Raw genomic sequence first — 26,461 nt, 5'->3', positions numbered from 1 at the left:
TTACGTGATCTCGTAAACACGGAGAAAAACCCACCCGATCGGCCGATCACGCATTCCTTTACTTAGTGCCAGACGGGGTTGACGGCGCGTATATCGTTTGCTCCGTTCGAGCGGGAAACAAACATTCGTGGATCCTTTCGCGACTTTCGGGCATACAGTCGAGAACCCTCGGGGGAACACGCGCACGATGACATCGGGTCTGGAGAATATGCCCGATCCAACTGGAGAAAATCGTTCACCCATGACTGCCGAAACAGTGAAGTACGAGCATCCGCCCAGTTCGTCCAGATCTTCACCGATTCCCGTCCCGCCCTTGATCGAGACGCCGACGGCGGACAAGTCCGTCCAGCTGGCCAAGCTCATCAGGGAGAGTTTCGCCGCCGTCGAAACGAAGTCCGAGGAGCTGTCCCAATACTTCTACGGGGCGCTCTTCTCCGTTTCACCCGACGCCAGGGCACTCTTCCCGATCAACATGGCCACGCAGCGAAATCGTTTGCTGCGCGCCCTCGTCTACGTCGTGCAGATGGTGGACCGGCCCGACGAACTGGCCACGTTCCTCGGCCAGCTCGGCCGGGACCACCGGAAGTTCGACGTCCTCGGCCGCCATTACGACGCCGTCGGCGTCGCGCTGATCGCCGCGTTGAAAAGGTTCTTGAAGGACGACTGGACTCCCGAGGTGGAGGACGCCTGGGTCACCGCGTACGGCGTCATTTCGAAGACCATGCGCGAGGCCGCGGGCAAGGAGGTCGGGCCGGCGTGGTGGAAGGCGACCGTCATCGAACACCGCGTCGTGTCCCGTGACGTCGCCATCGTCAAGGTGCGCACCGATCAGCCGCTGCCGTACCGGGCCGGCGGCTATGTGAGCGTCGAGGTCCCGCAACGGCCGCGGATGTGGCGGTACTTGTCGCCGGCCACCGCGCCACACGACGACGGGACGATGGAGTTCCACGTGCACGCCGTGCGCGGCGGCTGGGTCTCGCGCGCGATCGTCCACCACACCCGGTTCGGCGACGTCTGGCGCCTCGGCCCGTCGCTCGGCGCGCTTTCGGTGAGTCACACGGAAAGCCGTCCGCTGCTGATGATCGGCGGCGGTACCGGCGTCGCGCCGCTGCTCGCCCTGCTCGACGACATGTCGCGCTGGAAGAACAATCCGCCGGTGCACCTGTTCTTCGGCGGGCGCCGTCCGGAAGACCTCTACGCCCTCGACGAACTCCGCGGGCTCACCGTCACCTGCCCTTGGCTGACGGTGACACCGGTGACCGAGGAAGGCGCCGTCACCGGCGGCGACCGCGGCACGCTGGCCACGGCGGTCACGCAGCGCGGGGCCTGGAAGGAGCGTGACGTGTACGTCGCCGGGTCGCCGTCGATGATCCGGGCGACCATCGCGAAACTGCTCGCCGCGGGCACGGACCTGGGCCGGATCAAGTACGACCCCTTCACCCTGGACTGAGGTGATACTTCGTTCGTATTAGGCCGATCGGCTGTTCCACCTGGGCCCGACGCAGCAGTAGGTCAGTGAATCATTGACCACGGTCACCGGCGGATTTATGGTCTAGACCACATTGCTCCCCCTCACGGGAACACCGTCGTTCCATCCCCAGGAGCCGGCATGACCGTCAAACGCAAGCTCGTGGCAGCCGCCGCCGGTGCGATCCTCGCCCCGATCGCCATCGTGGCCATCCCGCAGGTGGCCAGCGCCCACGGCTATGTGCTGTCCCCGCCCAGCCGCCAGGCGAACTGCGCCCAAGGCAAGGTTTCCGGCTGCGGCGCCATCGTCTACGAACCGCAGAGCGTCGAAGGCCCCAAGGGGCTCCGCAGCTGCAACGGCGGCCTTCCCGGATTCGCCGAACTCAACGACGAGTCGAAGCCGTGGCCCGCCGCGTCGGTCGGCAACAGCGTGACCTTCAACTGGAAGTTCACCGCCTACCACCGGACCACGAACTACGAGTACTACATCGGCGGCACCAAGATCGCCGACATCAGCGGGAACAACTCCGCGCCGAAGGACCCGACGTCGCACACGGTGAGCCTGGCCGGCTTCAGCGGCCGCCAGAAGGTGCTCGCCATCTGGAACATCGCGGACACGCCGATGGCCTTCTACAGCTGCATCGACCTGCAGATCGGCGGCGGCACCCCGCCCACCAGCACCAGCAACCCGCCGACCACCAGCAACCCGCCCACGACGTCGAACCCGCCGACCAGCACCAGCAACCCGCCCACCGGCGGCACCTGGGCGGCCGGAACGTCCTACGCGGTCGGCAACACGGTGACCTACGGCGGCGCGACCTACCGCTGCCAGCTGGCGCATACCGCGATCCAAGGCTGGGAACCGCCGAACACCCCCGCCTTGTGGACCCGGCAGTAAGGGGGACGTGCCAGTGAAGCTGGCCCTCGTTCTCGTCGCCGGTCTCGTGGCCATCGCGGGCTGCGGGGCCGGCGATGGCTCACCCACCAACGCCGGCGCCCCGATCTCCCCGGTTCCCCAGTCGGCCGGGGCGTCCGCGGAGTACAACGACGCCGACGTGATGTTCCTGCAGATGATGATCGCCCACAACAACCAGGGCGTGGAGATCGTCAAGCTGGTCAAGGCCAAGCAGGGGCAGAAGCAGGAGCTCAAGGATCTCGCGGCCGCGATCGAGGCGACGCAGCAGACCGAGAGCACCGACATGCGGAACTGGCTGAAGGCCTGGGGCAAACCCGAGACGGGTTCCATGGACCCGAAGGCGCACCATCATCACGGTGGCGACGGACTCACCGACAAGGGCCTGCTCGACGCACTGTCCAAAAAGGATGGTCCGGAGTTCACCCTCGACTTCGCCGACATCTTCGTGGCGCACCAGCACAACGGGGTCGCGCTGGCGAGGACCGAGTTGAAGGACGGGAAGAACCCCGAGTCGAAGGCGCTGGCCCAGCGGATCCAGGACTCGCGCACCGGCGAGGTCCAGCAGATCCGCACCCTGGTCCCCGGCCAATGACGCATTTAGTCCTCTGAATGCGTGAAGTACGTGAAGGCCCCCTTCATTGCGTCTAGCGCAGTGAAGGGGGCCTTCACGTATTCACGAGGGCTGGGGACCCGCGGCATTTAGAGGACTAATTGCGCTTTTTGGGCTTCCAGACCACGAGGGCCGTCTGCTGCCGCAGGGGAACGAGATCCTTGCGGTAGGAGGCATGCACGGCCGCGGCCGTCTGTTCGGCGGTGAGGTACGCCGCCGTGAGCTCCTCGGTCAGTTCGGCGATACGCGAGCGGAGCGCGTCGACCTGGTTCTCCAGCTCGATGATCCGCTTGATGCCCGCGAGATTGACACCGTCCTCTTGGGACAGTCGCTGCACTTCGCGCAGCAACGCGATGTCCCGCATCGAGTAACGCCGTCCACCGCCGGAGGTCCGGCCCGGCGACACGAGACCCTGGCGGTCGTAGGACCGCAGGGTCTGCGCGTGCAGGCCGGAAAGCTGTGCCGCCACCGAAATGACGAACACCGGGGTGTCCTCGTCCGCACCGTGCGGCAGCCCGCCGAACATCTTGCTCACCTGCCTTCGAGAAGTTCGGTGATCTCCGGTCGCGGGTCGTGGTCGGCCATGGCTTCCGCGTACGCCTCCAGCGCTTCACGGGCCTTGTCGTCCAATTTGGCCGGGATGGCCGCCTGCAGGGTGACCAGCAGATCGCCCTGCGAGCCGTCACGCTTCGCGATTCCCTTGCCGCGCACACGAAGTACGCGACCGCTCGCCGTACCCTGCGGCACCTTCAGCGAGACCTTGCCCTCGAGCGTCGGCACGGTGATCGTGCCGCCGAGGGCCAGCTCCGTGAAGGACACCGGCACGGTGATCGTCAGGTCGAGGTCCTTGCGCCCGAACAACGTGTGCGGAGCGACGTGCACGCGGACGTACAGGTCGCCCGGCTGCGCGCCGCCACGGCCCGGTTCGCCCTGGCCCGCCAGCCGGATCCGCTGGTCGTCGGCGACGCCCGGCGGGATCCGCACGGTCAGCGTGCGAGTGCGGGTGCTGATGCCCTCGCCCGCGCATTCCGGGCACGGGTCGTCGATGATCTGACCGCGGCCGCGGCAGTCGCGGCACGGCTCGGAGAACGCGAACGCGCCCTGGCTGCGGCTGACCAGCCCGCTGCCCTGACAGGTCGCGCACGTCCTCGGGGAGGTCCCCGGTTTCGCGCCGTTGCCACCGCAGGTGGAACAGGTCGCCGGGCTCGACAGCCGCAGCGGCAGGGTCGCGCCCTTGACCGCCTCGGTGAAGTCGATCCGGACGTCGGTCTCGACGTCCGATCCGCGTTGCGGCCGGTTCGCCGTGGCACCGGCCGCGGCGCCGCGGCGGCCGAACAGCCCGCCCAGGATGTCGCCGAGACCGCCGAAGCCGCCCTGCTGCTGCCCCGCCTGGCCGAAGATGTCGCCGACGTCGAAACCGCCGCCGCCGGCACCGCCGCCCGGGAAGCCGAAGCCACCGGGACCGCCGGAGCCGAAGAGGCGGCGAGCCTCGTCGTACTCCTTGCGCTTGGCCGTGTCGGACAGCACGCCGTACGCCTCGGAGACCGCCTTGAACTTCTTCTCGGCCTCCGCGTTGCCCGCGTTGGCGTCGGGGTGGTTCTCCTTGGCCAGCTTGCGGTAGGCCTTCTTGATCTCGTCCGCGGTGGCGTCGGAGGAGACGCCCAGTTCACGGTAGAAGTCCTTACCGATCCATTCCCGTGCACTCACCGAACGTCTCCTCCTTTCACGCCGTATCGCCGATCAGCGGTTGTTCTCATCGAAAAGTTCGCCCTCGAGCGGCAGCTCGCCGCCCACCGGCGGGTCCACCGGGGCGCCACCCGGCTCGTGGTCGGTGACCCCGACCATCGCCGGACGCAGCACGCGCTCGCCGAAGCGGTAACCGCGGCGCATGACCATGGTGACCGTCGGCCCGGTGACGTCCGGGGACGTGCTGTGCTGCACGGCCTCGTGCACGCTCGGGTCGAAGGGCTCGCCTTCGGTGCCGAACGCTTCGAGGCCCGACCGCTGCAGGCTCCCGACCAGCTTCTCGCCGACCGCCTTGAAGGCACCGGTCAGATCGCCGTGCTGCTCCGCGCGCTCGAGGTCGTCGAGCAGCGGAAGCAGGTCGCCGACAACCGACGCCTTCGCGCCGACGACGACCTGCTCGCGGTCGCGGTCCACGCGCTTGCGGTAGTTCGCGTACTCGGCCTGGAGGCGCTGAAGGTCGGCGGTGCGCTCCGCCAGCTCCTTCTCCAGTCCCGTGGCCACCGACACCGAGTCGTCCACAATGGACTCCCCGAGGCCGGGGCCCGCGTGGGTCGCGGGCTCCGGCTCGGTCGATGCGGTGTCTTCACTCGGAGCGGCGTGCTTCGGGCCGTCCTGGGGTTCGGCGGCCGGGGCAGCCGGGCGGACCTCACCGGTCAGCGGGTCGATCCGCCTACGGTCCCGCACGACCACCGGTTCCTCCGGGCCCCGGCCCTCGGTTTCGTCGTAGCGTCCCGTCACTTCTTGTCCTTCTCGTCCTCTTCGACGATCTCGGCGTCGACGACGTCGTCCGCCTTGGCCTGCGAACCGGTACCCGCGCCCGCCGCACCGGCGGCGCCTTCACCGGCGGCACCTTCGGCACCCGGGGTGGCGTTGGCGTAGAGCGCGGTGCCCAGCTCCTGCGAAGCGGTGTTCAGCTTCTCGATGGACTCGCGGATCTTCGCCGAGTCGGTGCCCTTGAGCGCCTCGTTGGCCTCGTCGATCGCGGACTTCACCTTGCCCTTGAGCTCGTCGGGCAGCTTGTCCTCGTTGTCCTTGACGAACTTCTCGGTCTGGTAGACCAGCGTCTCCGCCTGGTTGCGGGTCTCCGCCTCCTCGCGGCGCTGCTTGTCCTCCTCGGCGTGCGCCTCGGCGTCCTTGACCATGCGCTCGATGTCGTCCTTCGGCAGCGCGGAGCCACCGGTGATCGTCATCGACTGCTCCTTGTTCGTGCCGAGGTCCTTCGCGAGGACGTGCACGATGCCGTTGGCGTCGATGTCGAAGGTGACCTCGATCTGCGGCACGCCACGCGGGGCGGGCGGGAGACCGGTCAGCTCGAACATGCCGAGCTTCTTGTTGTGCGCCGCGATCTCGCGCTCACCCTGGAACACCTGGATCTGCACCGACGGCTGGTTGTCGTCCGCGGTGGAGAAGATCTCCGAACGCTTGGTCGGGATCGTGGTGTTGCGCTCGATGAGCTTGGTGAACACGCCGCCCTTGGTCTCGATGCCCAGCGAAAGCGGGGTCACGTCGAGCAGCAGGACGTCCTTGACCTCACCCTTGAGCACACCGGCCTGCAGCGCCGCGCCGACCGCGACGACCTCGTCCGGGTTCACGCCCTTGTTCGGCTCGCGGCCGCCGGTCAGCTCCTTGACCAGCTCGGACACGGCGGGCATGCGGGTGGAGCCACCCACGAGCACGACGTGGTCGATGTCGCCGACGGCGACGCCCGCGTCACGGATGACGTTGTTGAACGGCTTGCGGGTGCGCTCGAGCAGGTCCGAAGTGATCTTCTGGAACTCGGCGCGGGAGAGCTGCTCGTCGAGGAACAGCGGGTTCTTGTCCGCGTCCACCGTGATGTACGGCAGGTTGATGCTGGCCGAGTTGGAGCTGGACAGCTCGATCTTCGCCTTCTCGGCGGCCTCACGGATGCGCTGGAGCGCCATCTTGTCCTTGGTGAGGTCGATGCCGCTGGACGACTTGAACTTGTCGACCAGCCAGGTGACGATCCGCTCGTCCCAGTCGTCACCACCGAGGTGGTTGTCACCGGACGTCGCGCGGACCTCGACGACACCCTCGCCGATCTCCAGCAGCGAGACGTCGAACGTACCGCCACCGAGGTCGAAGACCAGGATGGTCTGTTCCTTCTCGCCCTTGTCGAGGCCGTACGCCAGCGCCGCCGCGGTGGGCTCGTTGACGATGCGGAGCACGTTCAGGCCGGCGATCTGCCCGGCCTCCTTCGTGGCCTGCCGCTGCGCGTCCTCGAAGTACGCGGGGACGGTGATGACCGCGTCGGTGATGGTCTCGCCCAGGTACGCCTCGGCGTCGCGCTTGAGCTTCATCAGCACGCGGGCGCTGATCTCCTGCGAGGTGTAGGCCTTGCCGTCGATCTCGGTCTTCCAGTCGGTACCGATGTGCCGCTTGACCGACCGGATGGTCCGGTCGACGTTCGTCACGGCCTGGTTCTTCGCCGGCTGGCCGGTCAGCACTTCGCCGTTCTTGGCGAAGGCGACGATGGACGGGGTGGTGCGTGAACCTTCCGAGTTGGCGATGACCGTCGGCTCGCCGCCCTCAAGGACAGCGACGACCGAGTTGGTCGTGCCGAGGTCGATGCCGACCGCTCGCGCCATGGTGTGATCCTCCTGCTAGTTCGTGACCTGCACGTTCTCACCCACCTTGAGTGGGCTCAACGCAAGTTGTATCGGGATGGTGGGGCTTCCGTCAAGCCGGACTTGAGTCACCCTCACTCAACCTTGTATCCGGCTCAACGTGCGGCACGGTCGTCTTGTTCCCGGACTACCGGCAGACCGTGCCCGGAGCGGGTGTGACACCGCTCACCAGGTACTTCACCTCTTCGGAGCGCACGCAGGCCGAGTTCAGCAGCCCCGTGTGCCCGTACCCGGCGTCGACGAGCAACGTCGAGTTCTCGATGTTCCTCGCGAGCCCCTTCGCCCAAACGAGCGGCGTCGCCGGATCGTGTTCACCGCCGACCACGAGTATCGGCGCGGCGCCGCTCACTTTCTGCGGCCGCGGCAGGTACGCCGGGGGCACCGGCCAGGCCGCGCACCCGCTGGCCATGTCCCAGAACTCCGAGTACCGCCAGCCGTGCGGGGAGAGCGTCTTCACCAGTCCCTGCATCGCCCTCATGTCGGCATAGGAGGTGAACGGCGAGCCGAAGTCGTGACAGCCGATCGAGCGATACGCGCCATAGGACGGGTCGAGCTGCGAATACGGCAGCAGTCCGTCCGCGTCGCCCGCCGTCGCGGCGTCGATCGCCTTCGCCAAGCCCGGCCAGAACGCGGGCAGGATGAGGTTGCCGTAGACCCCGGACGCCATCTCCTCGGCGGTCACGTTCCGCCCGAGCTGTTTCGATGGCACGCCGCCGGGCGTCCGCATCAAGGCGTCGTAGGTGGCGAGGACGTCCTTGCCGCGAAGCACGCAGTCGGCCGACGTCGTGCACCACTGCGCGAAGTCCTTGAGGGCGCCTTCGGTCGCGACGGCTTCTTCGAGGACCGCCTGCCTGGTCGGCCGCGAATGGTCGACGGCGCCGTCGAGCACCATCGTCCGGATGCGGTTCGGATACTTCTCCGCGTACACGGCGCCGAGTTCGGAACCGTAGGAGACGCCGAGCCAGTTCACCTTCGGCTCGCCGAGAGCGCCACGGATCGCTTCGATGTCGTCCGCGGCGTGCCATGTGTCCACAGAGGACAGTGCTCGCCCGGTCCTCTTCAGACATTCCTCACCCGAGGCGCGGTTGTGCGCCAGGAGCTTGTCGTAATCGGCGCGGCTCCGGGGGAACCGGCTGACCGCCGGATCGTGCAGATCCGGCCCGCAGGTGATCGCGGGCGTGCTTTCGCCGACGCCGCGCGGATCGAATCCGATGACGTCGAACCGCTGCCGCACTTCGGCCGTCTCCGGCTTGTCCAGTGCGAAACCGCGGCCGCCGTACTTGAGCACGGTGACCCCGGAACCACCCGGCCCGCCCGGATTCGTCAGCAGCGAACCGATACGGCGCCCGGGATCGGTCGCGGGCAGTTTCGCCAGCGCGATCGAAAAACCGCCGCTCACCCGGAGGTTCGCGCATTCCAGCGTCGGCGCGTACTCGGTCGCGCACGGCCTCCAGTCGATCCCGGACGCGGCGGACGCCGGCAGCGCGGTCAGCGGAAGCAGGGTCAGCGCGGCGACGGCGGCGAGCGCTTTCATGCGGGCTTCACCGTGATCGAACCGGTGCCGGACTGGAGGTCCAGGACGTTCGCCGAAGCCTGGTCCTGCCGCACGCCACCGGTCTCGACCTTGCCGGTCTCCGCCTTCGCACGGACCTGGTACGCGCCGTCGGGAACGGTGACGACGACCTCGCCGACCTCCGCGTTCGCGGTGACCGCGCCCGGCTTCGCCAGGCCGATCTCGATGTCGCCGGTGCCGGTGCGCAGGTTGACCGGCCCGGACGTGCCCATCACCTTGAAGTCGCCGACGTCGCCCTTCAGGTCGACCGAGGCGGCGCGGGCGAGGGTGATCTTGCCGGTGCCGATGGACCCGGAGACCGCCAGCTCGCGCGGCACCACGACGTCGTAGTCCACGCCGCACTGCTGACAGCCGCCGAGGACCAGCGTGCCGTTCTCGACGCTGTACGTCTTGCCGGGATTCTTGCCGTTATAAGTCACTTCGCGGCGCAACGAGACGGGCGCGCCGTCCTCGACCCGCAGCGTGACCGTGCCGACCGGCACGTCCACCCGGATCGCGGTGATCTGCTCGGTGACGGGCGCGCCGTCACTCAGTTTCTGCTGGAATTCCCCTGTGCAGCCGACGATCCCGAAGGCGGTCAGCGCGCCGAGAGCGAGCGCGCCGAGGACGCGCTTCTCCTTGTTCCCCATGAGAAAGTATTCCCCCGATAAGTCTGTCAGGCCGCTTTGACCGTGACGCTTCCGCTGTCGGTGTTGAGATCGAGCTTGTGCTGTGCCGAACCGGACTGGTTCACCTCGATGTCGCGGTGGCCGCTGCCGGTGCCGCCGGTGACGTTGTACTCACCCGACGGGACGGTGACCTCGACCGAACCGCTGTCGGTCCGCGCGGTCACGTCGGCGCTCTTGAGGAGTTCGAGTTCGATACGGCCGCTGTCGGTCCGTGCTTCGACGTCGCCGCCGAGCCGTTCTCCCTTGATGGCACCGGAAGCCGCCTGCACCGTGACGGCCTGCCCGATATTCGCCAGGTCGACGCGACCGGCTTCGGACCGGACCTTCACCGTGCCCGGCACGTCGCGCACCTCGACCCGGCCGGAGTCGACCGTGACGTCCACAGTGGACGCTCCGGCGATGTCGAGCGCCCCCGAGTCCAGCTTGCCCGAGACCGGGATACCCGCCGGGACCACCACGTCGTAGGCGACCTCGCAGGACGAGCCGCAATCGGCGAGGACCAGGGTGTCGCCCTCCACGCGGAAGGCGTCGCCCGGCTTGCCGCCGCGGTACTCGAACTGCTGGTGGATCCGCACCGGCCCCTCGCCGGCGTGCACCTTGACGCGGCCCTCCTCGTTGTCGATGCGCACACTGCGGATCGGCTGGGCCACCTCCGCGGTGGCCTCCGCGTCGGACGGCCACCACCAGCCGAGGCCGGTGAGGACACCGACACCGATCAAGGCGATGCCGCCGATTGCGAGGAGTGGGCGCGCCATGGTCTTGAGTCCCTCCAGAGCAGGTTTTCGTGTAACCCGACGCTAAGGGCACCACGACGGCTTGGACATAGGGGTAACCCCCGGATTCGTCCCTGAACCCGCGCCCGGGGCCTCGGGGTCATAACCTGGCTCCGTCATCTGTTCAACGACCAGGAGGACGCATGCCGCAGGCACCCGATCCGTACAGCTTCCTGCCCGATCTGCCTGCCTTCACCCTGAGCAGCACCGACATCGAAGAAGGCGGCTTCCTGCCGACACCCCAGCTTTCCGGGATCTTCGGCGCGGGCGGCGAGGACCGTTCCCCGCAGTTGTCGTGGGAGGGGTTCCCCGCTGAGACCAAGAGCTTCGCCGTGACCTGTTACGACCCCGACGCCCCGACGGCGAGCGGATTCTGGCACTGGGCGGTGTTCAACATCCCGGCGTCGGTGACCGCGCTCGCCGCGAACGCGGGCGACGAAACGGGCTCCGGTCTGCCGGAGGGCGCTGTCACCCTGAAGGGGGACGGCGGCGTGAGGCAGTTCCTCGGCGCGGCTCCGCCGCCCGGACACGGGCCGCACCGGTACATCTTCACGGTGCACGCCGTCGACGTCGAAAAGCTGGAAGTCGGCGAAGACGCGACGCCGGCGTTCCTCGGCTTCAACCTCTTCGGCCACGCGATCGCCCGGGCGTCGCTGACGGCCCTGCACGAGAACAAGGGCTGATCGGTCCAGCGGGTCGTGAGTGGCGATTCGGGTTCTAACCCGAATCGCCACTCACGACCGCCCTAGACCTGCCCGTTCGCCCGGCCCCGCTCCATGTACTGCCCTTCGGGCGGGTCGCCGAAGCCGAACTGCCGGTACAACCCGTGCGCGTCGGCGGTGTGCAGCATCCACCGGAACTCCGCGCCCGGCCCGTTGTCGATCATCTCCCGGACCAGTTCCTTGCCGAGCCCAGCGCCACGCGCGTCGTCGACGACGAAGACGTCCGCGAGATAAGCACTGCCGATGGTGTCCGAGAACGCCCTCGCGAAACCGACCAGACGACCGGTCGAGGTCTCGTACGCCCCCACGACGCGCCAAGCGTTCCTGAAGACCTTCTCGACCAGTTCGCGGTCTCGCCACTTGCCCCAGTAGACGCCGGTGGACAGGTGCTTCCACACCACGTCGAGGTCCACCCGTGCCGGGTCGTCATCCAGTTCGTACGCGCCGACGATCCTCATGATCCGAACGCTACCCAGCAGGTCAACGAGGTTTCAGCAGATAGTCCACCACCGGCCGCAGTTCCTCCGCGGACGGCGGCTCGTCGTCGATGAGGCCCTGGATCAGCAGGCCGTCGATCCCGGCGAGGAACACCCGGAACGCGACCTCGTCGTCGTGCCGGACCATCGAGGTGAGCACGTCCAGCCAGCGCCGGGCGGCCGGCCGCAGCTCGGGTTTGCGCGCGGCCAGCAGGTACAGCTCGTACTCCGCCATCGTCCGCCCGCGGCGCGGGCCCAGCGCCTCCGCGAGCAGCCCGGCGACCTCTTCCGCACCGCGGCTGCCGCGCGAGCGGGCGCGGTCGATCATCCAGTAGACCTCGGTCGCCATATCCCGCGCGCACGAGATGAGGGTGGCGATCAGCAGGTCGTCGAGGCTCGAGAAGTGATAGGTCGTCGAGGCCGTCGGCACGCCGGCCTCGGCGGCGACCGTCCGATGGGTGACGCCGGCGACGCCGTCCCGTTCGATCACCCGCAACGCGGCCGCGATGATCTCTTCGCGCCGCTTCTCGCCCCTGGCCTTGCGGCCGTCGACCTGGATCTTCACTTAGTGCGCGCTCCCTGCCTCGATCAACACGACGCCGCCGACCACCAGTACCAGACCGGCGATCACGGAGAGGTTGACCGGCTCCTTGAAGAACACCATCCCGACGGCCGCCACCAGCGCGACCCCGGCCGCGGCCCAGATCGCGTACGCGACGCTCACCGGCACGCCCGCCTTCAGTACATACGCGAGCGCGACGAACGCGACGGCGTATCCGACGACCACGACGATCGACGGCCCCACCTTGCTGAAGCCCTCGGAAAGTTTCAACGACACGGTCGCGGATACCTCAGCGGCGATGGCCAAAGCCAGAAGGAGATACGCACCCATGTCACAAAAACTACCTGGACGATCGTCTTAAAACAAAGAGAGGCGTACACCACATCGGTGGGACTTGGGCGCGGTCAGTGGGTTACCCATCAGTAAGAAGCATTAGTCTGCCCCCACCACCACACGCTTCACTCGGACGAAAGGCACCCGAAGATGGGCGCTGTACAGCTGACGCTCGGCGGGATCGCGGTCCTGCTCGGCGTCGTCGCCTGGGGAATGTTCTTCGCGACCATCGCCCGCTTCGTGCGGGTGATCCGCCTCGGTCAGCCGGACTCGACCCGCAACGGCCCGTTCATCCCGCGCATGAAGACCTTGATCAAGGAATTCGCCGCGCACACCCGAATGAACAAGGTCAAGAGCGTCGGCCCGGCGCACTGGCTGGTCATGTGGGGCTTCCTGATCGGGTCGCTCGCGCTGTTCGAGGCGTACGGCGAGGTCTTCGTCCCGACGTGGGGCTGGCCGATCCTCGACGACTGGTCGCTGTTCCAGCTGCTCATGGAGCTGCTCGGGGTCGGCACCATCGTCGGCATCCTGGTGCTGATCTGGATCCGGCAGAAGAACCACCCGCGCCGCGCGGACCGGCAGTCCCGCTTCCAGGGCTCCAACTTCAAGTGGGCGTACTTCATCGAGGCCGTCGTGCTCATCGAGGGCATCGGCATCATCGGCGTCCGTGCCGCGAAGTCCGCGCTGAACGTCCACGAGACCCCGATCTGGGCCGCGTTCGTCTCGCACCCGATCGGTGAACTGCTGCCCGCCAGCCCGGACCTGGTCTCGGTGTTCGCCTTCGTCAAGCTGATGAGCGCGACGATCTGGCTGTTCGTCATCGCGCGCACGATGACCATGGGTATCGCCTGGCACCGCTTCAGCGCCTTCTTCAACATCTACTTCAAGCGCGAGGCCGACGGTGGCGTCGCGCTGGGCGCGCTCAAGCCGATGATGAGCAACGGCAAGGTGCTCGACCTCGAAGAAGCGGACCCGGACGAGGACACCTTCGGCGTCGGCAAGATCGAGGACTTCAGCTGGAAGGGCTGGCTGGACTTCTCCACCTGCACCGAATGCGGCCGCTGCCAGTCGCAGTGCCCCGCGTGGAACACCGGCAAGCCGCTCTCGCCGAAGCTGCTCATCACGCAGCTTCGCGACCACGCCTACGCGAAGGCGCCGTACCTGCTCGCGGGCGGCAAGCGCGACATGGCCGGCGACGAGGTCGGTCTGTCCGGCGACAACATGTACGCGGGTATCGACGTTCTCGCGATCGCCGAGTCCCAGAAGGCCCTCATCGGTGACGACGGCGGCGTCATCGCCCCCGAGGTGCTGTGGTCCTGCACCTCCTGCGGCGCTTGCGTCGAGCAGTGCCCGGTGGACATCGAGCACGTCGACCACATCGTCGACATGCGCCGCTACCAGGTGATGATCGAGTCCGCGTTCCCCAGCGAGCTCAACGGGATGTTCAAGAACCTGGAGAACAAGGGCAACCCGTGGGGGCAGAACGCCAAGGACCGGCTCGCCTGGACCGAGGACCTGGACTTCGAGGTGCCGGTGTTCGACGGCGACCTCGGCGACACCGAGTACCTCTTCTGGGTCGGCTGTGCCGGCGCGTTCGAGGACCGCGCGAAGAAGACCACGCGGGCCGTCGCGGAGCTGCTGCACATCGCGGGCGTCAAGTACACCGTGCTCGGCTCGGAGGAGTCCTGCACCGGTGACCCGGCCCGCCGCGCGGGCAACGAGTTCCTGTTCCAGATGCTGGCGCAGCAGAACGTCGAGATCCTGAACTCGGTGTTCGAGGGCCGCGAACGCAAGGCGCGCAAGGTGGTCGTCACCTGTGCCCACTGCTTCAACACCCTCGCGAACGAGTACCCGGAGCTGGGCGGCCAGTTCGACGTCGTGCACCACACGCAGCTGCTCAACCGCCTGGTGCGGGAGAAGCACCTGACCCCGGTGGCCCCGGTCGCCGAGGACGTCACCTACCACGACCCGTGCTACCTGGGCCGCCACAACAAGGTCTACGACGCTCCCCGTGAGCTCGTCGGCGCTTCGGGCGCCCAGCTGCGCGAGATGCCGCGGCACGGCGACCGCTCGATGTGCTGTGGCGCCGGTGGCGCGCGGATGTGGATGGAAGAGAAGATCGGCAAGCGGATCAACGTCGAGCGCGTCGACGAAGCGCTCGGCACCGCCCCCTCGAAGATCGCGACCGGTTGCCCGTTCTGCCGCGTGATGCTCACCGACGGCGTCACCGCGCGCCAGAGCGACGGGCAGGCGAGCGAGAAGGTCGAGGTCGTCGACGTCGCCCAGCTGCTGCTGACCGCCGTCAAGCGGAAGCCAGAGCCGCAACTGGTCCCGGCGGGCGCGCCCTCCTTGGACGCGGTCTCGGACGCCGAACTCGACGGAAAGGCCGACACGCCGACCGACGAAACGGCCACCGGAACTCCGCTGCCCGAGGAAGACAAGTAGAACGTCACACCCGGAGGGGACATTCTCTCGCACATAATGCGAGAGAATGTTCCCTCTTGTTTTATCCCGGTGCGGTTATTTCGTTCCATTACCCGTTCGGCGGTACACCGTGGCGATAGGCTGCAGCGGATCCGGAAAAAAGGGGCGAGGAATCAATGGGCAACCGTCACGAACTCCGCTCGGTCAGAGAGCACCGGCTCGCCACACCGGGATCGCCGACCGTTCGCCCGACCGCCCGTATCCCGTCGTCCGCGGCACTCGCCAGAGTGGCCCAGGAAGCGACCATCCCCAGCATCCCGGCCGCGCGGCGGCCGCCGCGACAGGAACGGAAACGCACGCGCGTCCGCCCGTACGTCCGCACGGGCGGACGCACGCAGTCCAAGCGGAACTTCGCGATCGAAGCGATGATTTCCGTCCGGAACGACGCACCGTGGACCGCCCCGGGATTCAGCGTCGAATTCCATTCCGTGAGATCACTCTGCCGTCGTCCGACTTCGGTCGCCGAAGTGGCCGCGTCCTTATGTGTTCCACTCGGCGTTGCAAAGGTCCTTTTGGGTGACATGGCCGAACTCGGTTTGGTCACCGTTCACGAAACGCAGGCTGAATTCGACGGTCATCCGGCACTCGCCTTGATGGAACGCGTCCTGCAGGGATTGCGTCGCCTGTGAGATCGGCGCACCCGCACTACGCTACGCGAGGTGAGTGAAGAATCCGGTGACGAAAGCACGCTGACCGTGGTGCTGGCGGGTGGGGTCAACCTCGCCATCGCCGTGCTGAAACTGATCGCCGGGATCATCACCGGCTCCGGCGCGATGCTGTCGGAGGCCGCGCATTCGGTGGCCGACACGATCACCGAGGTGCTCCTGCTGACCGCGCTGAAACGGTCGGACCGCCCCGCCGACCGTGTCCATCCCTTCGGCTACGGCAAGGAGCGGTACTTCTGGTCACTGCTCGCCGCGGTGTCGATCTTCGCCTCCGGCGCGATGTTCGCGCTCTACGAAGGCTTCTCGACGGTCTTCGGCGAGGCGACCGAGCAGACCGATCCGATCGTCGGCTACATCGTCCTCGCGATCGCGTTCGCCCTCGAATCCGTCTCCTGGTTCCAGGCCGTGCGGCAGGTGCGCCGCGACGCCGCCGACTCCGGCCAGAAGGTCTCGGTCTACCTGAGGATGATCGACGACCCGGCGCCGAAGACCGTCCTGTTCGAAGACTCGGCCGCGCTGATCGGCCTGCTGCTCGCGTTCGCCGGGATCGGCCTGCACCAGCTCACCGGCTCGCACGTCTGGGACGGCGCGGCGTCGATCGCGATCGGCATCCTGCTGGCGCTGGTCGCCTACGTGCTCGGGCGGACCAACCGCGGCCTGCTGATCGGCAGGCAGGCGGATCCCCGGCTGGTGCGCGGGGTGCGGGAGCACCTGAGGAACGCGCCGGAGATCGAGGCCGTCGTCGACCTGCAGACCATGCTCATGGGCACCGACCAGGTACTCGTCTGCGCCCGTGTCGACTTCGACGATGCACTCGGCGCGGCGGACGTCGAACGCGCCTGCGTCCGGATGGCGACCGAGCTGACCGGGACCTTCGGCGACGTCACCGAGGTGTTCATCGAACCGGTCCCGCGCACGGACGCCGAACTGCGCGCGGCCGTGCTGGCCCGCTACGGCGACATCGCCGAACGGTGGGACAAGGGTCAGTAGCCGAAGTTCTGCGTCCAGTACATGCCCTTGGTGTTGACGCCGACGCCGATCTTCTTCAGCTTGCAGTTCAGGATGTTCGCGCGGTGGCCCTCGGAGTTCATCCAGGCGTCCATCACCTTGGCGGCGTTCGACTGGCCCTTGGCGATGTTCTCGGCGCCGGGCTTGTCGTAGCCGGCGGCCCGGATGCGCTGGTCGAACGTGACGCCTTCCGGCGTGGTGTGCGAGAAGTAGTTCCGCGCGGACATGTCGTCGCTGTGGCCCTGCGCGGCGGCGGCGAGATGCGACTCGTTGCTCACCGGCGAGCAGCCCGCGTCGGCGCGCTCGGCGTTGACGAGGTCGATGACCTGCCCGGCGAGCGAGCTGTCCTGCGAACGGGGCGGCTCCGGAGCCTTGCTCGAAGTGGGCTTGGGAGCCTCGGAAGACTTCGCGGGCGGCTCGGCCGCGGCGGAGGACGAGCTGGGCGGGGCGGTGGACGACGTGGGAGCCGCCGAGGACGATGTCGGAGCGGCCGAGCCAGGCGCGGAACCCTCAGGCGCCGGAGACGACGTCTGACCGAAGTAGGCGGGCGGCTTCGCGAGGGCGTCGCCCGGTCTGCCCTTCGTGTCGGGGACGCTGAGTGAGAGATTGCTCAGCGCGGTGCCCTGGAACCGATCGGTCACCATCAGGTAGCTCGCACTGGCGATCACCCCACCCAGCAGGACGCTGAGCGTGACAAGCAGTAACCGGCTTCGTGTTCTATTGGGGGACACGGGGCCGAAAACTATCACGAACTGGTTACGGCAATACCCCCGAAAGTAGTAATACCGGTCAGCGGCTGAGGCGGCCCGTGGAGTCGTGCGTGATCGCCGCCGCGTCGGCGAGGAACCGGATCACGGTCTTCAGCTCGTCGTCCGTGTAGTTCTCGCAGGCCTCGCGGACCGACTTCACCAGGTGATCCCACAGAGGCGCGGCGGCGGCCATCCTCGCCGCGTCGATCTCGATCAGGACCTTTCGCCGATCCTCGGGATGCGGCTTCCGGGTGACGATCCCCTTGCCTTCGAGCCTGTCGATGAGCGCGGTGATCGAGGCCGGCGCGAGCCCCGACAGCTGCGAAAGAGCCTTCGGCGTCTGCGGTCCGAAGCGGGCGAGGTAATCGGTCACCTTGCTTTCGACGGCCGAAAGTCCGCTCAGCTCGGCGATGGCCGTGTGGAACATGACCGTCTCCGTCGACAGCGCGCGCGACCCGTTGAGGATCCGCTCGACCAGTTCCGCTCGCTCGCTTGACACATCGACCAGCCTAGCGGAGTCTTTAGTTCGATAGAACGAATTAGTTTCTAAGAGATTCGATGGGGTGAACGATATGGCGAAGGTACTGATCGCCGGCGGGGGTATCGCGGGCACGATCACGGCGATCGCACTGCACGAGACGGGCCACGAGCCGGTGATCCACGAGGCGTACGACCGGACCGCCGAAGGGGTCGGCGCGTTCCTGACCCTGGCGGTGAACGGCCTCGACGCACTGGCGCCGCTGGGACTGAAAAGCCTGGTCAAGGGCCTGGGATTCGATACGCCACGGATAAAGATGCATCTCGGCGACGGACGTGAACTGGCGGATTTCGCCCTCGGCGGGGCGCTCGAGGACGGCACCGTGAGCCAGACCGTGCTGCGCTCCGAGCTGTATATCGGCCTACGCGACGAAGCCGTCAGACGCGGCATCGAGATCCGCTACGGCAAACGTTTGGCCGACGCGCGCGAGACCGGCGACGGCGTCCTCGCGACCTTCGAAGACGGCTCATCGGCCGAAGGCGACCTGCTGATCGGCGCCGACGGGCTCCGCTCGCGGGTGCGGACGATCATCGACCCGAAGGCGCCGTCACCGCGCTACGTGCCGCTGCTGAACACCGGCGGACTGGCCGAAGGCCTGCGGCTGGACGACGAACCCGGCGTCATGCACATGACGTTCGGCAAGCGGCTGTTCTTCGCCCATGTCGTCCACCCGGACGGGGGTGTCTGGTGGTTCGCGAACGTCCCCCGGAAGCGTGAGCCGTCGCCGTCCGACCTCACCGTGACGGCCACCTGGCGCGAGGACCTGATCCGGGGACTGGCGGTGGACCGCACCCCGGCCGTCGAGATCGTGCGCGCGACACGCGAGATCTACCGGCCGTGGGCGACGTACGACTTCCCGAGCGTGCCGACGTGGCGGACGGACCGGATGGTCATCATCGGCGACGCCGCGCACGCGACCTCACCCGCGGCCGGGCAGGGCGCCGCGATGGCCATCGAGGACGCCGTCACGCTGGCGCGATGCCTGCGTGACGTGCCCTCGATCCCGAAGGCGCTCGCCGTCTACGAAGGCCTGCGGCGCGAGCGCGTCGAGGCCGTCGTCGAGCGCGGCAAGCGCAACGGCGACGACAAGGCGGCCGGGCCCATCGGGCGGGTGATCCGGGACTTCTTCCTCACGCGGGCGTTCAAGAACCCGCCGACGGAGGATCCGAACGCCTTCATGTGGCGGCATCGGATCGATTGGGAAGCCCCGGTCGCTTCTTAGCGCCAGGTGTCTACGCGGTGGAAATTCTTGTACGCGCGGCTCGGGGTCGGGCCCCGCTGCCCCTGGTAGCGCGAACCGGCCTCGTTCGAGCCGTACGGGAACTCCGCCGCGCTGGACAGGCGGAAGATGCAGAGCTGGCCGATCTTCATGCCCGGCCAGAGCGTGATCGGCAGGTTCGCCACGTTCGACAGCTCGAGGGTGATGTGGCCGGAGAAGCCGGGGTCGATGAAGCCCGCGGTGGAGTGCGTCAGCAGGCCGAGGCGGCCGAGGGAGGACTTGCCCTCCAGGCGGCCGGCGAGGTCGTCGGCGAGCGTGACGGTCTCGTAGGTGGAGCCGAGGACGAACTCGCCGGGGTGGAGCACGAAGGGGTCTTCGCCCTCCTTCTCGACCAGCGAAGTCAGCTCGTCCTGCTGCAGCTGCGGGTCGATATGCGTGTACTTGCTGTTGTCGAACACGCGGAAGAAGCGGTCGAGTCGCACGTCGATGCTCGACGGCTGGACCATCGTCGGGTCGAACGGGTCGACGCCGAGACGGCCGGCGTCGAGCTCTTTACGGAGGTCACGGTCGCTGAGGAGCACGCGATCAGCGTAGTCAAGCGGCCTTCATGTGCCTGCCGTAGGTCGGGTCGAGCCCGAACACCTTGGTCACCTGCCGTAGATAGTGGCGACGGCCGGCCGCCCCGATCAGCTCCTGGAGCGCCGTCGCGCCGGGCACCACCCTCCGCACCGTCTCGGCGGCGAAGTTGACCCCGGCCGCCGCGACCACGGCCGCCTGGGCGATCGGATCGTCGGGCAGTTCGAGGAAGTCGGCGTTGGTCTTGCCGAGCAGGAGCCTGCTGATCGCCCCGTGCCCCGCGACCGACACGTGCGCGAGGACCTTGCCGAGCGCGCCGCGGCCGTCGCCGATCCCGGCGTGGGCCTTCATGAGGGCCGCGGCGAGCCGTTTGGAATCGTCGTCGGGAATGAACTCGGTGGTCGCGAGCAGCCACAGCAGCCGCCAGGCGTCGTCCTCGCCGGCGGGCAGGAGTTCCTCGTCGACGCCCATCAGCCAGCCGACATAGCGCCAAAGATGCAGGATGTCGGCGCGCTCGCGGGCGCTGTAGCGGAGCCCGAGCAGTTGCGTGCCGAAGACGTAGACGAGGGAGAAGAGCAGGAGCGTGCCCGCGGTCTGGACCTGGTTGACCGGCCTGTCCCACGCCGCGTAATCCCAGTCCTTGCGGCGGTTCATGGCCGCGCGGACGTGGGCGTGCACGATCCGCACCCGCAACGCGGACTCGTACCCGCGCCCGCCGGGCACCAGCGCGCCCGGTGTCGTCACGTGGATCCACCACGTCGCCGTCTCGACGAGACGTCGTGCCGCCTTGTACTCGATCTCGCCGGTGCCGACGAGCGACTTCGTGGCGCGCGAAGCGAGATAGCCGCCCATCAACGAGACGTCGCCGAGCGGGAAGAGGCCGAGCAACCCGGCACGCGTGATCGCCCGCGCTCCACGGTCAAGGCGGTCCCGGTCGACCCAGTACGGCGTCGCCTCGACGTCGCGAAAGAAGGCTTCGAGCTCCGTCGGCGGACTCTCGACGCTGTCGATGCCTTGACGCAGCGCCTGTTCGAACTGGGGCTGCGCGCCCTTTCGCAGCAGCGGCACCAGCACGTCGGCCGCCGGGTCCTCGCGCTGCGCGAACTGCCGCAACCGGGCGACCTGGCGCTCGTCGCCCCTGATGTCGCCCTCGATGAACAACCTCGACGCGACCCGGAACCCGCCTTGACGGAACAGTTCGGGGTCAGGCAGCCGCTCGCCCATCCGGATCACCTCCGAGGTAGACAACAAGTGTTGTCACTTTCGGCGGCGACGTCAAGATGGGCGGGGTCTTGGCAAGGAGAGATCCGGGCCATGTATGCTGGCCGAGCACTGCGGATGTAGTTCAATGGTAGAACATCAGCTTCCCAAGCTGAATACGCGGGTTCGATTCCCGTCATCCGCTCTCACGCGAAAGCCCCAGGTCAGTGGATGTCCACTTTAGACCTGGGGCTTTCGCTTTGGAGTCCTATGACCTTGCCGGACGACCTCCGCCACGACGTCCAGACGCTCTGGGACTACCACGACATGCGGCACGAACTACGGCCCGCCGACGTCGGGATCGGACTCGGCAGCCACGACCTCGGCGTCGCCACCTGTGCCGCGGAACTGTTCCATGCCGGGATGTTCCCGCTCGTCGTCTTCACCGGGGCCAACGCGCCGACCACCGTCGAACGCTTCCCGCGCGGCGAGGCGGTGCACTACCGCGAACACGCGCTTGACTTGGGCGTGCCGGATGACGCGATCTTGGTCGAGACCGAGGCGCGGAACACCGGGGACAACATCACGCTCACTCGCGCGCTGTTGGAGTCACGCGGCATCGAGGTCGGGTCGGTCGTTCTCATCTCTCGGCCGTATCAACAGCGGCGGGCTTACGCGACCTGCAGGAAGCTATGGCCCGGGGTGGACGTCATCTGCGCTTCCCGGCCGTTGCCGCCGGATGACTACGTCGCGAGCATCGGCGATGTGAACCGGGTGATCAACATGCTTGTCGGTGATACACAACGGATCACCGTCTACGCGGAACGCGGTTTCGCGATTGCCCAGGAAGTTCCTGCAACAGTCAAAGAATCTTACACCCAATTGATAAGGCAGGGATTCACAAAGAGACTGCTTTGACTCTCGAGCGGGAATCATTTATTCCTAACAAGTCAACCAAGAGTTGCGGCAGATTCTCTCCAAATTTTGTTAAGTTGACGAACCGCGTCATACGCACCGATGAGATCTTCCCTTGAAACAGGTTTAGCATGAGCAATACTATTACGAACCGCTCCAACCGTACCAATTTCCTCTTTGAATAAATCAAGAAATCTGCGACGAGCTGGCGTGAAACCATCTTGACTAATTCGGTAGTATGACCCCAGCTGTAAACTCTCCGAAAGCTGCTCCCAGTTGTTCAGTATGCCCAGCTTTAACACATCGTCAGTTATCATGTCAAGCGACACGCCGCCAGCATCGGTAGATCCATTCGACTCTGCAGATGAAACGCGATCGCGAGACTCAACGGAATCTGTTTCACGATCAGGCGTCCACTCATCGTGTTGCCCACCATTAACCGGATCATCGCTGGTCGAATCACCGTGTCGCTCGTCAATATCGTGAACCTTCTTGTCTATCAAGCCAGGCAGTTCCGAAGCGCGCTGATCATTATAAAAGTGACTATGACTGACCACACTTGTTTGCTGGGACGAAACTTGCGAGACGGCAGAAGCAAATCTAACCTCTAGAGCCTCCTGGCGCGCCTTGATCACTTCAGCCTCAGCCTTTGCGGACTTTACCTCTCTTTTTATGCTTATCAGGTTAAATATGTTCAACTCAGACAAATCCGGCAATAGCAGAAAGCCAACCAAAACAATAAATGGGACTAGATCTTGAGTCGCCCACGGATTGCATAAAGTCACAACTGACGAGTTGGCAGCCGCAGTATCGCGGCAGATTTCAAATGCAGACCACCGGTAGCTTAACATCGCCAATAGCACGAGAAGTACCACCAGCAAGAATGCGGCACCACGCCTCAACTTCGTCACCCAAGCCAGGCCAGCGGGACCCGATTCGCCTGGCTCCGCTTTCGCGTCCACCACTTTAACGGGGTCCGGCGAGACAGCGTCCTTACCGGCCTTATCCGACGAGTCATCTTGGGTCATGCAGTTGAGTCGCCGACTGAGGCATACAAGTTACACACCTGCCGGACTTGGCTCTATGGGGTCAAGGCGCCGCCAGCGGCGGCGCGCACGTCACCGCCCGTACGGCGGGCTCCGTCCCATGGCGGACGCCGGGCGAGCCCGCCGACGAGGCAGCACCGCACAGCGCGCCGCCGCTACCGGAGACCCATGGAACATGACGTCAGATCATCCGACCCACCTGACCGCGTGGCAGTGGTCACCGGGTGTCCCTCGCTGCTCAGCGCCTAACACCGTGTCGCCCGCATCAAGGCGGGAAAGCGTGCCTTGACACGACCGGCCCGGCGCTAGAGATGGCAGGGGCGAGGGAAGCGGAGCAAACAGGCACAAAGACGCAGGTGGAGACAGGGGAACGTTGGGCCATTCAGGGGGTCAGCCACGGTCAATCGTGGCCACCCGAGCAAGCATCGTCCGCAGGTCAGGGCCTTCCAGTATGAGCACCCTTGGTTCCCAAGCTGAATACGCGGGTTCGATTCCCGTCATCCGCTCTCACGCGAAGCCCCAGGCCAGTGGATATCCACTTAGGACCTGGGGCTTTCGATTTGGGCCCCTATGATGGCCGCGACCCTGCCGGACGACGTCTGCGCCCCACGTGCGATTTTGGTCGTTCTCATCTCTCGGCCGTACCAACAGTGGCGGGCTTACGCGACCTGCAGGAAGCTATGGCCTGGGGTGGACCTCATCTGCGCTTCCCGGCCGTTGCCGCTGGATGACTACGTCGCGAGCATCGGCGATGTGAACCGGGTGATCAACATGCTTGTCGGTGATACGCAACGGATCACCGTCTACGCCGAGCGTGGTTTCGCCGTGATTGTGTGGATTTCGGGACATCTGACGTCCCAAAATCCACACAGTCACGCGTCACCGGCCCTGTCACGACCTGAGCCGAAGCCGGGGACCCGTCCCGCGCCCCGCGATTACCTTCTCCACCGTGCGGAAAATGCCGAGCGACAGTACGGCCGCGGCCTTGCTGACCGTGCTGGCCGGGTCGCTGATCCTTCCGCTCCTCCTGGTCGGCGGGATCTTCCTCATCGTCGGCTTGAACACCGGCAGCACCCCGGGGCCGTACACCGTCGTTTTCGCCAAGGCGGGTGACGAATGCGGGGCGACAGGCCAATATCTCGACGCGTCCACAGGGGACCCGCTCAGGTGCATGGGTCCGGGAGTGCTGCGGGACGCCTCGCTCGAGTTCCCCGGTTTCTCCCGCGAGCAGAACGACGAGATTCGCCGCTGGCTGGCCACGTTGGCGGAAGACGGCGAGCTGAGCGTCTTCGACCATCGTTCGGTCCAGACCAGGATCGACGGGATCGCGGCCGGATTGCCGCCGGGGGTCCGTGTCGAGCGGGAATCCGGCTCGACGCGGATCTGGATCGGCTCGGGCTTGACGGTCGCCGGCCTGCTCTTGCTCTCCGGCTTCGCCTGGCGGTGGCGCCGGAACCGCCGGGCCGGTTATTGATTTCCCCGCGTCGTTACCGTGCCAGGTATGGAAATCCGGGAGTTCGCCCAAGACGACTGGGCACAGGTCTGGCCGATCGTGCGCGAAGTCGTGCGGGCGGCGGACACGTACACCTACGACCCGAACCTCACCGAGGACGACGCCCGCGGCACCTGGGTCGAGACGCTGCCTGGCCGGACGGTGGTCGCGGTCGAGGGCGGCCGCGTGCTCGGTACCGCCAAGATGGGGCCGAACCGCGGCGGGCCCGGGTCCCATGTGGCGACGGCCAGTTTCATGGTGGACAAGGACGTTCGCGGCAAGGGCATCGGTGGCGCGCTGTGCGCGGATGCCCTGGATTGGGCCAGGGAACGGGGTTACGCGGGGATGCAGTTCAACGCGGTCGCCGAGTCGAACGCCGCCGGGATCCGGATCTACGAACGGCTCGGGTTCGAGATCGTCGGGACGGTGCCGGGCGCGTTCGAGCACCCGACGCTGGGGCGCATCGGGTTGCACGTCATGTACTGCGACTTCGGCCGGGGCTGAGCGTCAGCCTTCGACGAGTTCCCAAGGGGCGTCGGCGCTCGGCCGGTCGTACACCTGGCCGGGCGCGGCGCTCAGCACCAGCGCGACGTCGGGATACAGCGTGACGGCGTGTTCCATTTCGAGGGCTTCGACCTCGAAGTCCTCGCTCTCCGGGACCTGGAAGCCGACGAGCAGCCAACTTCCGTCCGCCTCGCGGACGACCTGGCGGACGGCTCGCACCGGGGCGGCGGGGTCGGTGGAGATCTCGGCGAGTTCGGTGCTCACCTGGACTTCCTCCAGCGGCGAGCCGGGATGCGTCCACGCGGCGAGGCGGGCGGCGCGCACCAGGAGGTCTTCCTCGTCGTCGTCCGAGTCGGCGACCGAACTGAGCAGCCACGTGCGCCGCTCCGGATCCCAGTCGGCGGCCATGCCGGTGGGGAGGCCGGCCAGCGCGGCGATCTCCGGGATGAGCTCCACCGCGTCCCGCAGGGGCAGCGCGCCGAACGCGTCCTTGTTCTCCTCCATGTCCTCGGAGAACTCGTTGCCGTCGCTGATGAACCAGTCGCCGTCGTCGTCCAGGACGACGAACGCGAGGTTCGACGGATCCTCCACCAGCGACCGGGAGATGATCACCGGCGACTCGGGATCCTGACTCATCGGCCAGTTCTCGCTCGACATGCTGGGCTCCCAACGGGGTTGTCCGGCTGTGGGGCCCCATCCCACCACGACCGGCGGAAGCTCATTCGCTGAGGTCGTACTCGTCGACGTCGAGCGCGGCCGCCGCTTCGGTGAGGAACGCGATCACGGCGGGCGAGAGGTGCCAGCCGAATTCCTCGCCGCCGTCACGGTGATGGAAGTAGCGCACCACCTGCAGCACCGCGCTCACGCCTTCGTCCACCAGCCGCCGGATTTCCGGGCGGACCGGGGCGAGCCTGCCGATCACGCTCTCGATCTGGTCGTCGACCGGTTCCGAACCGCGATGCGTCACCTTCCAGGCGTGCATCCGCGGCAACCGGTGTTCGGCGGACCGCGAACCCAGTACCAGCACCTCGTCGGGCTCCATGCCGAGCCGCGCGGTGATCTCCCCGGCGGACACGGTTTCGCTCTTCAAGGCGAAGTAGCAGTACTGGTGGACCTTCATACGCCCGGCACCCTAGCTTTCGGGCAGGCTGACCAGATGAAACGTGATCAATCGCTTATCGAACGGCTCGCCCGGGAGCGCAACGCCTGGTTGTGCACGCTCCGCGGGGACGGATCCCCGCACGTCACGCCGGTGTGGTTCGTGTATCTCGACGACGTCTTCTGGATCGGGAGCGGCGAGCGGAACGTCAAGGTGCGCAACATCGACGGCGATCCGCGGGTCAGCCTCGCGCTTGAGGACGGCGACGCTCCGGCTGTCGCCGAAGGCGTGGCGCGCGTCCATCGAGGAGCTCTGCGCGAAGACGTCCTCGCGGCCCTGGCGGCGAAGTACGACGGCTGGGCGGCCGGAGTTGAGATCGCCCCGTTCGGCGCCAGAGTGCTGCTGGAAGTCCCCGTTAAGCGGTGGCTGCTCGAGGGTGTCGCCCAATAGTCTGGAAAGTCCGATACCGATCTTG

The 26,461-nt window shown here is 66.9% G+C and carries 29 protein-coding genes, 1 tRNA gene and 1 pseudogene; 14 read left to right on the top strand and 17 right to left on the bottom strand.

Annotated elements, in window-relative coordinates:
* Positions 1-241 precede the first annotated feature (241 nt).
* From ED92_RS07320 to ED92_RS07310, 3 genes are all read left to right on the top strand, one after another.
* Positions 242-1,450 (top strand): globin domain-containing protein, encoded by a 1,209-nt coding sequence (locus tag ED92_RS07320; protein WP_369797379.1) that lies wholly within the window; start codon positions 242-244, stop codon positions 1,448-1,450.
* Between the two features lie 159 nt (positions 1,451-1,609).
* Entirely contained in the window at positions 1,610-2,365 is a 756-nt protein-coding gene (locus tag ED92_RS07315; RefSeq protein WP_037334498.1) for a lytic polysaccharide monooxygenase, read from the top strand.
* Positions 2,366-2,372: 7 nt separating this feature from the next.
* Positions 2,373-2,975 carry a DUF305 domain-containing protein gene (locus tag ED92_RS07310; RefSeq protein ID WP_235213212.1) on the top strand — a complete coding sequence of 201 codons (603 nt, stop codon included), beginning with the start codon at positions 2,373-2,375 and terminating at the stop codon, positions 2,973-2,975.
* 115 nt (positions 2,976-3,090) lie between these two features.
* On the opposite strand, the gene ED92_RS07305 is transcribed toward ED92_RS07310, so the two are convergent.
* The 7 genes from ED92_RS07305 to ED92_RS07275 form a co-directional block, all read right to left on the bottom strand.
* On the bottom strand, positions 3,091-3,519 hold the full coding sequence (locus ED92_RS07305; RefSeq protein ID WP_037336183.1) for a heat shock protein transcriptional repressor HspR: 429 nt from the start codon (positions 3,517-3,519) through the stop codon (positions 3,091-3,093).
* A gap of 5 nt (positions 3,520-3,524) precedes the next feature.
* Positions 3,525-4,700, bottom strand: coding sequence for a molecular chaperone DnaJ (dnaJ, locus tag ED92_RS07300; RefSeq protein ID WP_037334492.1), 1,176 nt, complete (start codon positions 4,698-4,700; stop codon positions 3,525-3,527).
* 33 nt (positions 4,701-4,733) lie between these two features.
* Positions 4,734-5,477, bottom strand: coding sequence for a nucleotide exchange factor GrpE (gene grpE / locus ED92_RS07295; RefSeq protein WP_037334489.1), 744 nt, complete (start codon positions 5,475-5,477; stop codon positions 4,734-4,736).
* Positions 5,474-7,345, bottom strand: a complete 1,872-nt coding sequence (gene dnaK / locus ED92_RS07290; protein WP_037334486.1) for a molecular chaperone DnaK — start codon at positions 7,343-7,345, stop codon at positions 5,474-5,476. Before dnaK ends, grpE begins: the two co-directional genes overlap by 4 nt.
* Positions 7,346-7,511: 166 nt before the next feature.
* Entirely contained in the window at positions 7,512-8,918 is a 1,407-nt protein-coding gene (locus ED92_RS07285) for an alpha/beta hydrolase (RefSeq protein WP_037334484.1), read from the bottom strand.
* Entirely contained in the window at positions 8,915-9,586 is a 672-nt protein-coding gene (locus tag ED92_RS07280; RefSeq protein WP_037334481.1) for a DUF4097 family beta strand repeat-containing protein, read from the bottom strand. Before ED92_RS07280 ends, ED92_RS07285 begins: the two co-directional genes overlap by 4 nt.
* A 26-nt stretch (positions 9,587-9,612) precedes the next feature.
* Complete coding sequence (locus ED92_RS07275) at positions 9,613-10,380, bottom strand: DUF4097 family beta strand repeat-containing protein (protein ID WP_037334478.1); 768 nt, start codon at positions 10,378-10,380, stop codon at positions 9,613-9,615.
* 161 nt (positions 10,381-10,541) lie between these two features.
* On the opposite strand from ED92_RS07275, the gene ED92_RS07270 reads away from it, so the two are divergent.
* The gene (locus tag ED92_RS07270) at positions 10,542-11,081 is read left to right on the top strand and encodes a YbhB/YbcL family Raf kinase inhibitor-like protein (protein ID WP_037334475.1); all 540 of its coding nucleotides are present in this window, start codon (positions 10,542-10,544) and stop codon (positions 11,079-11,081) included.
* A gap of 62 nt (positions 11,082-11,143) precedes the next feature.
* Here the strand turns inward: ED92_RS07270 and ED92_RS07265 are convergent, their stop codons facing one another.
* Genes ED92_RS07265 through ED92_RS07255 form a run of 3 tightly spaced genes read right to left on the bottom strand, consistent with a single transcriptional unit; the run spans position 11,144 to position 12,488 of the window.
* Positions 11,144-11,578: a GNAT family N-acetyltransferase gene (locus ED92_RS07265; protein ID WP_037334472.1), complete on the bottom strand. Its 435-nt coding sequence runs from the start codon at positions 11,576-11,578 to the stop codon at positions 11,144-11,146.
* Between the two features lie 22 nt (positions 11,579-11,600).
* Positions 11,601-12,161 (bottom strand): TetR/AcrR family transcriptional regulator, encoded by a 561-nt coding sequence (locus ED92_RS07260; protein WP_016338154.1) that lies wholly within the window; start codon positions 12,159-12,161, stop codon positions 11,601-11,603.
* A complete protein-coding gene (locus tag ED92_RS07255; RefSeq protein WP_037334469.1) occupies positions 12,162-12,488 on the bottom strand; it encodes a multidrug efflux SMR transporter in 327 nt (108 codons plus the stop codon).
* A 153-nt stretch (positions 12,489-12,641) separates the two neighbouring features.
* On the opposite strand from ED92_RS07255, the gene ED92_RS07250 reads away from it, so the two are divergent.
* The 3 genes from ED92_RS07250 (at position 12,642) to ED92_RS07240 (ending at position 16,630) form a co-directional block, all read left to right on the top strand.
* Positions 12,642-14,936, top strand: coding sequence for a (Fe-S)-binding protein (locus tag ED92_RS07250; protein WP_037334467.1), 2,295 nt, complete (start codon positions 12,642-12,644; stop codon positions 14,934-14,936).
* A gap of 155 nt (positions 14,937-15,091) precedes the next feature.
* The gene (locus tag ED92_RS07245; protein ID WP_037334464.1) at positions 15,092-15,604 is read left to right on the top strand and encodes a DUF742 domain-containing protein; all 513 of its coding nucleotides are present in this window, start codon (positions 15,092-15,094) and stop codon (positions 15,602-15,604) included.
* Positions 15,605-15,634: 30 nt separating this feature from the next.
* Positions 15,635-16,630, top strand: a complete 996-nt coding sequence (locus ED92_RS07240; RefSeq protein ID WP_037334462.1) for a cation diffusion facilitator family transporter — start codon at positions 15,635-15,637, stop codon at positions 16,628-16,630.
* Here the strand turns inward: ED92_RS07240 and ED92_RS07235 are convergent.
* Both ED92_RS07235 and ED92_RS07230 read right to left on the bottom strand, forming a co-directional pair.
* Positions 16,624-17,316 carry a CAP domain-containing protein gene (locus ED92_RS07235; protein ID WP_152610839.1) on the bottom strand — a complete coding sequence of 231 codons (693 nt, stop codon included), beginning with the start codon at positions 17,314-17,316 and terminating at the stop codon, positions 16,624-16,626. The genes ED92_RS07240 and ED92_RS07235 overlap by 7 nt on opposite strands.
* A 121-nt stretch (positions 17,317-17,437) precedes the next feature.
* Positions 17,438-17,896, bottom strand: coding sequence for a MarR family winged helix-turn-helix transcriptional regulator (locus tag ED92_RS07230; RefSeq protein ID WP_037334456.1), 459 nt, complete (start codon positions 17,894-17,896; stop codon positions 17,438-17,440).
* Between the two features lie 73 nt (positions 17,897-17,969).
* Between ED92_RS07230 and ED92_RS07225 the strand changes: the two genes are divergently transcribed.
* Positions 17,970-19,157 (top strand): NAD(P)/FAD-dependent oxidoreductase, encoded by a 1,188-nt coding sequence (locus ED92_RS07225; protein ID WP_037334453.1) that lies wholly within the window; start codon positions 17,970-17,972, stop codon positions 19,155-19,157.
* Here the strand turns inward: ED92_RS07225 and dcd are convergent.
* Positions 19,154-19,735 (bottom strand): dCTP deaminase, encoded by a 582-nt coding sequence (gene dcd, locus ED92_RS07220; RefSeq protein ID WP_016338162.1) that lies wholly within the window; start codon positions 19,733-19,735, stop codon positions 19,154-19,156. The two genes, ED92_RS07225 and dcd, sit on opposite strands and share 4 nt — an antisense overlap.
* Positions 19,736-19,748: 13 nt before the next feature.
* Positions 19,749-20,954, bottom strand: a complete 1,206-nt coding sequence (locus ED92_RS07215) for an oxygenase MpaB family protein (RefSeq protein WP_037336180.1) — start codon at positions 20,952-20,954, stop codon at positions 19,749-19,751.
* 110 nt (positions 20,955-21,064) lie between these two features.
* On the opposite strand from ED92_RS07215, the gene ED92_RS07210 reads away from it, so the two are divergent.
* Positions 21,065-21,135, top strand: a tRNA-Gly gene (locus tag ED92_RS07210).
* Positions 21,136-21,200: 65 nt separating this feature from the next.
* Positions 21,201-21,848, top strand: coding sequence for a YdcF family protein (locus ED92_RS07205; RefSeq protein WP_037334449.1), 648 nt, complete (start codon positions 21,201-21,203; stop codon positions 21,846-21,848).
* 32 nt (positions 21,849-21,880) lie between these two features.
* Here the strand turns inward: ED92_RS07205 and ED92_RS42410 are convergent, their stop codons facing one another.
* A complete protein-coding gene (locus ED92_RS42410; RefSeq protein WP_152610838.1) occupies positions 21,881-22,873 on the bottom strand; it encodes a hypothetical protein in 993 nt (330 codons plus the stop codon).
* Positions 22,874-23,512: 639 nt separating this feature from the next.
* On the opposite strand from ED92_RS42410, the pseudogene ED92_RS43280 reads away from it, so the two are divergent.
* From ED92_RS43280 to ED92_RS07195, 3 genes and pseudogenes are all read left to right on the top strand, one after another.
* Positions 23,513-23,719 (top strand): annotated as a pseudogene (locus ED92_RS43280) (YdcF family protein); the annotation flags it as partial.
* A gap of 130 nt (positions 23,720-23,849) precedes the next feature.
* Positions 23,850-24,365: a hypothetical protein gene (locus ED92_RS07200; RefSeq protein ID WP_235213211.1), complete on the top strand. Its 516-nt coding sequence runs from the start codon at positions 23,850-23,852 to the stop codon at positions 24,363-24,365.
* 27 nt (positions 24,366-24,392) lie between these two features.
* A complete protein-coding gene (locus ED92_RS07195) occupies positions 24,393-24,887 on the top strand; it encodes a GNAT family N-acetyltransferase (protein ID WP_037334443.1) in 495 nt (164 codons plus the stop codon).
* A 3-nt stretch (positions 24,888-24,890) separates the two neighbouring features.
* Here the strand turns inward: ED92_RS07195 and ED92_RS07190 are convergent, their stop codons facing one another.
* Positions 24,891-25,544: a hypothetical protein gene (locus tag ED92_RS07190; protein ID WP_037334440.1), complete on the bottom strand. Its 654-nt coding sequence runs from the start codon at positions 25,542-25,544 to the stop codon at positions 24,891-24,893.
* Between the two features lie 61 nt (positions 25,545-25,605).
* Entirely contained in the window at positions 25,606-26,007 is a 402-nt protein-coding gene (locus ED92_RS07185; RefSeq protein ID WP_016338169.1) for a DUF4279 domain-containing protein, read from the bottom strand.
* Between the two features lie 36 nt (positions 26,008-26,043).
* Here ED92_RS07185 and ED92_RS07180 point away from each other — a divergent pair, with 36 nt between their 5' ends.
* The gene (locus ED92_RS07180) at positions 26,044-26,436 is read left to right on the top strand and encodes a pyridoxamine 5'-phosphate oxidase family protein (RefSeq protein ID WP_037334437.1); all 393 of its coding nucleotides are present in this window, start codon (positions 26,044-26,046) and stop codon (positions 26,434-26,436) included.
* The last annotated feature ends 25 nt before the right edge of the window (positions 26,437-26,461 follow it).

The sequence above is a fragment of the Amycolatopsis sp. MJM2582 genome (assembly GCF_000754115.1).
Taxonomy (GTDB): Bacteria; Actinomycetota; Actinomycetes; order Mycobacteriales; family Pseudonocardiaceae; genus Amycolatopsis; species Amycolatopsis japonica.
The sequence above is the reverse complement of the archived record's forward strand: the minus strand, read 5'-3'. Positions and strand labels throughout refer to the sequence as shown.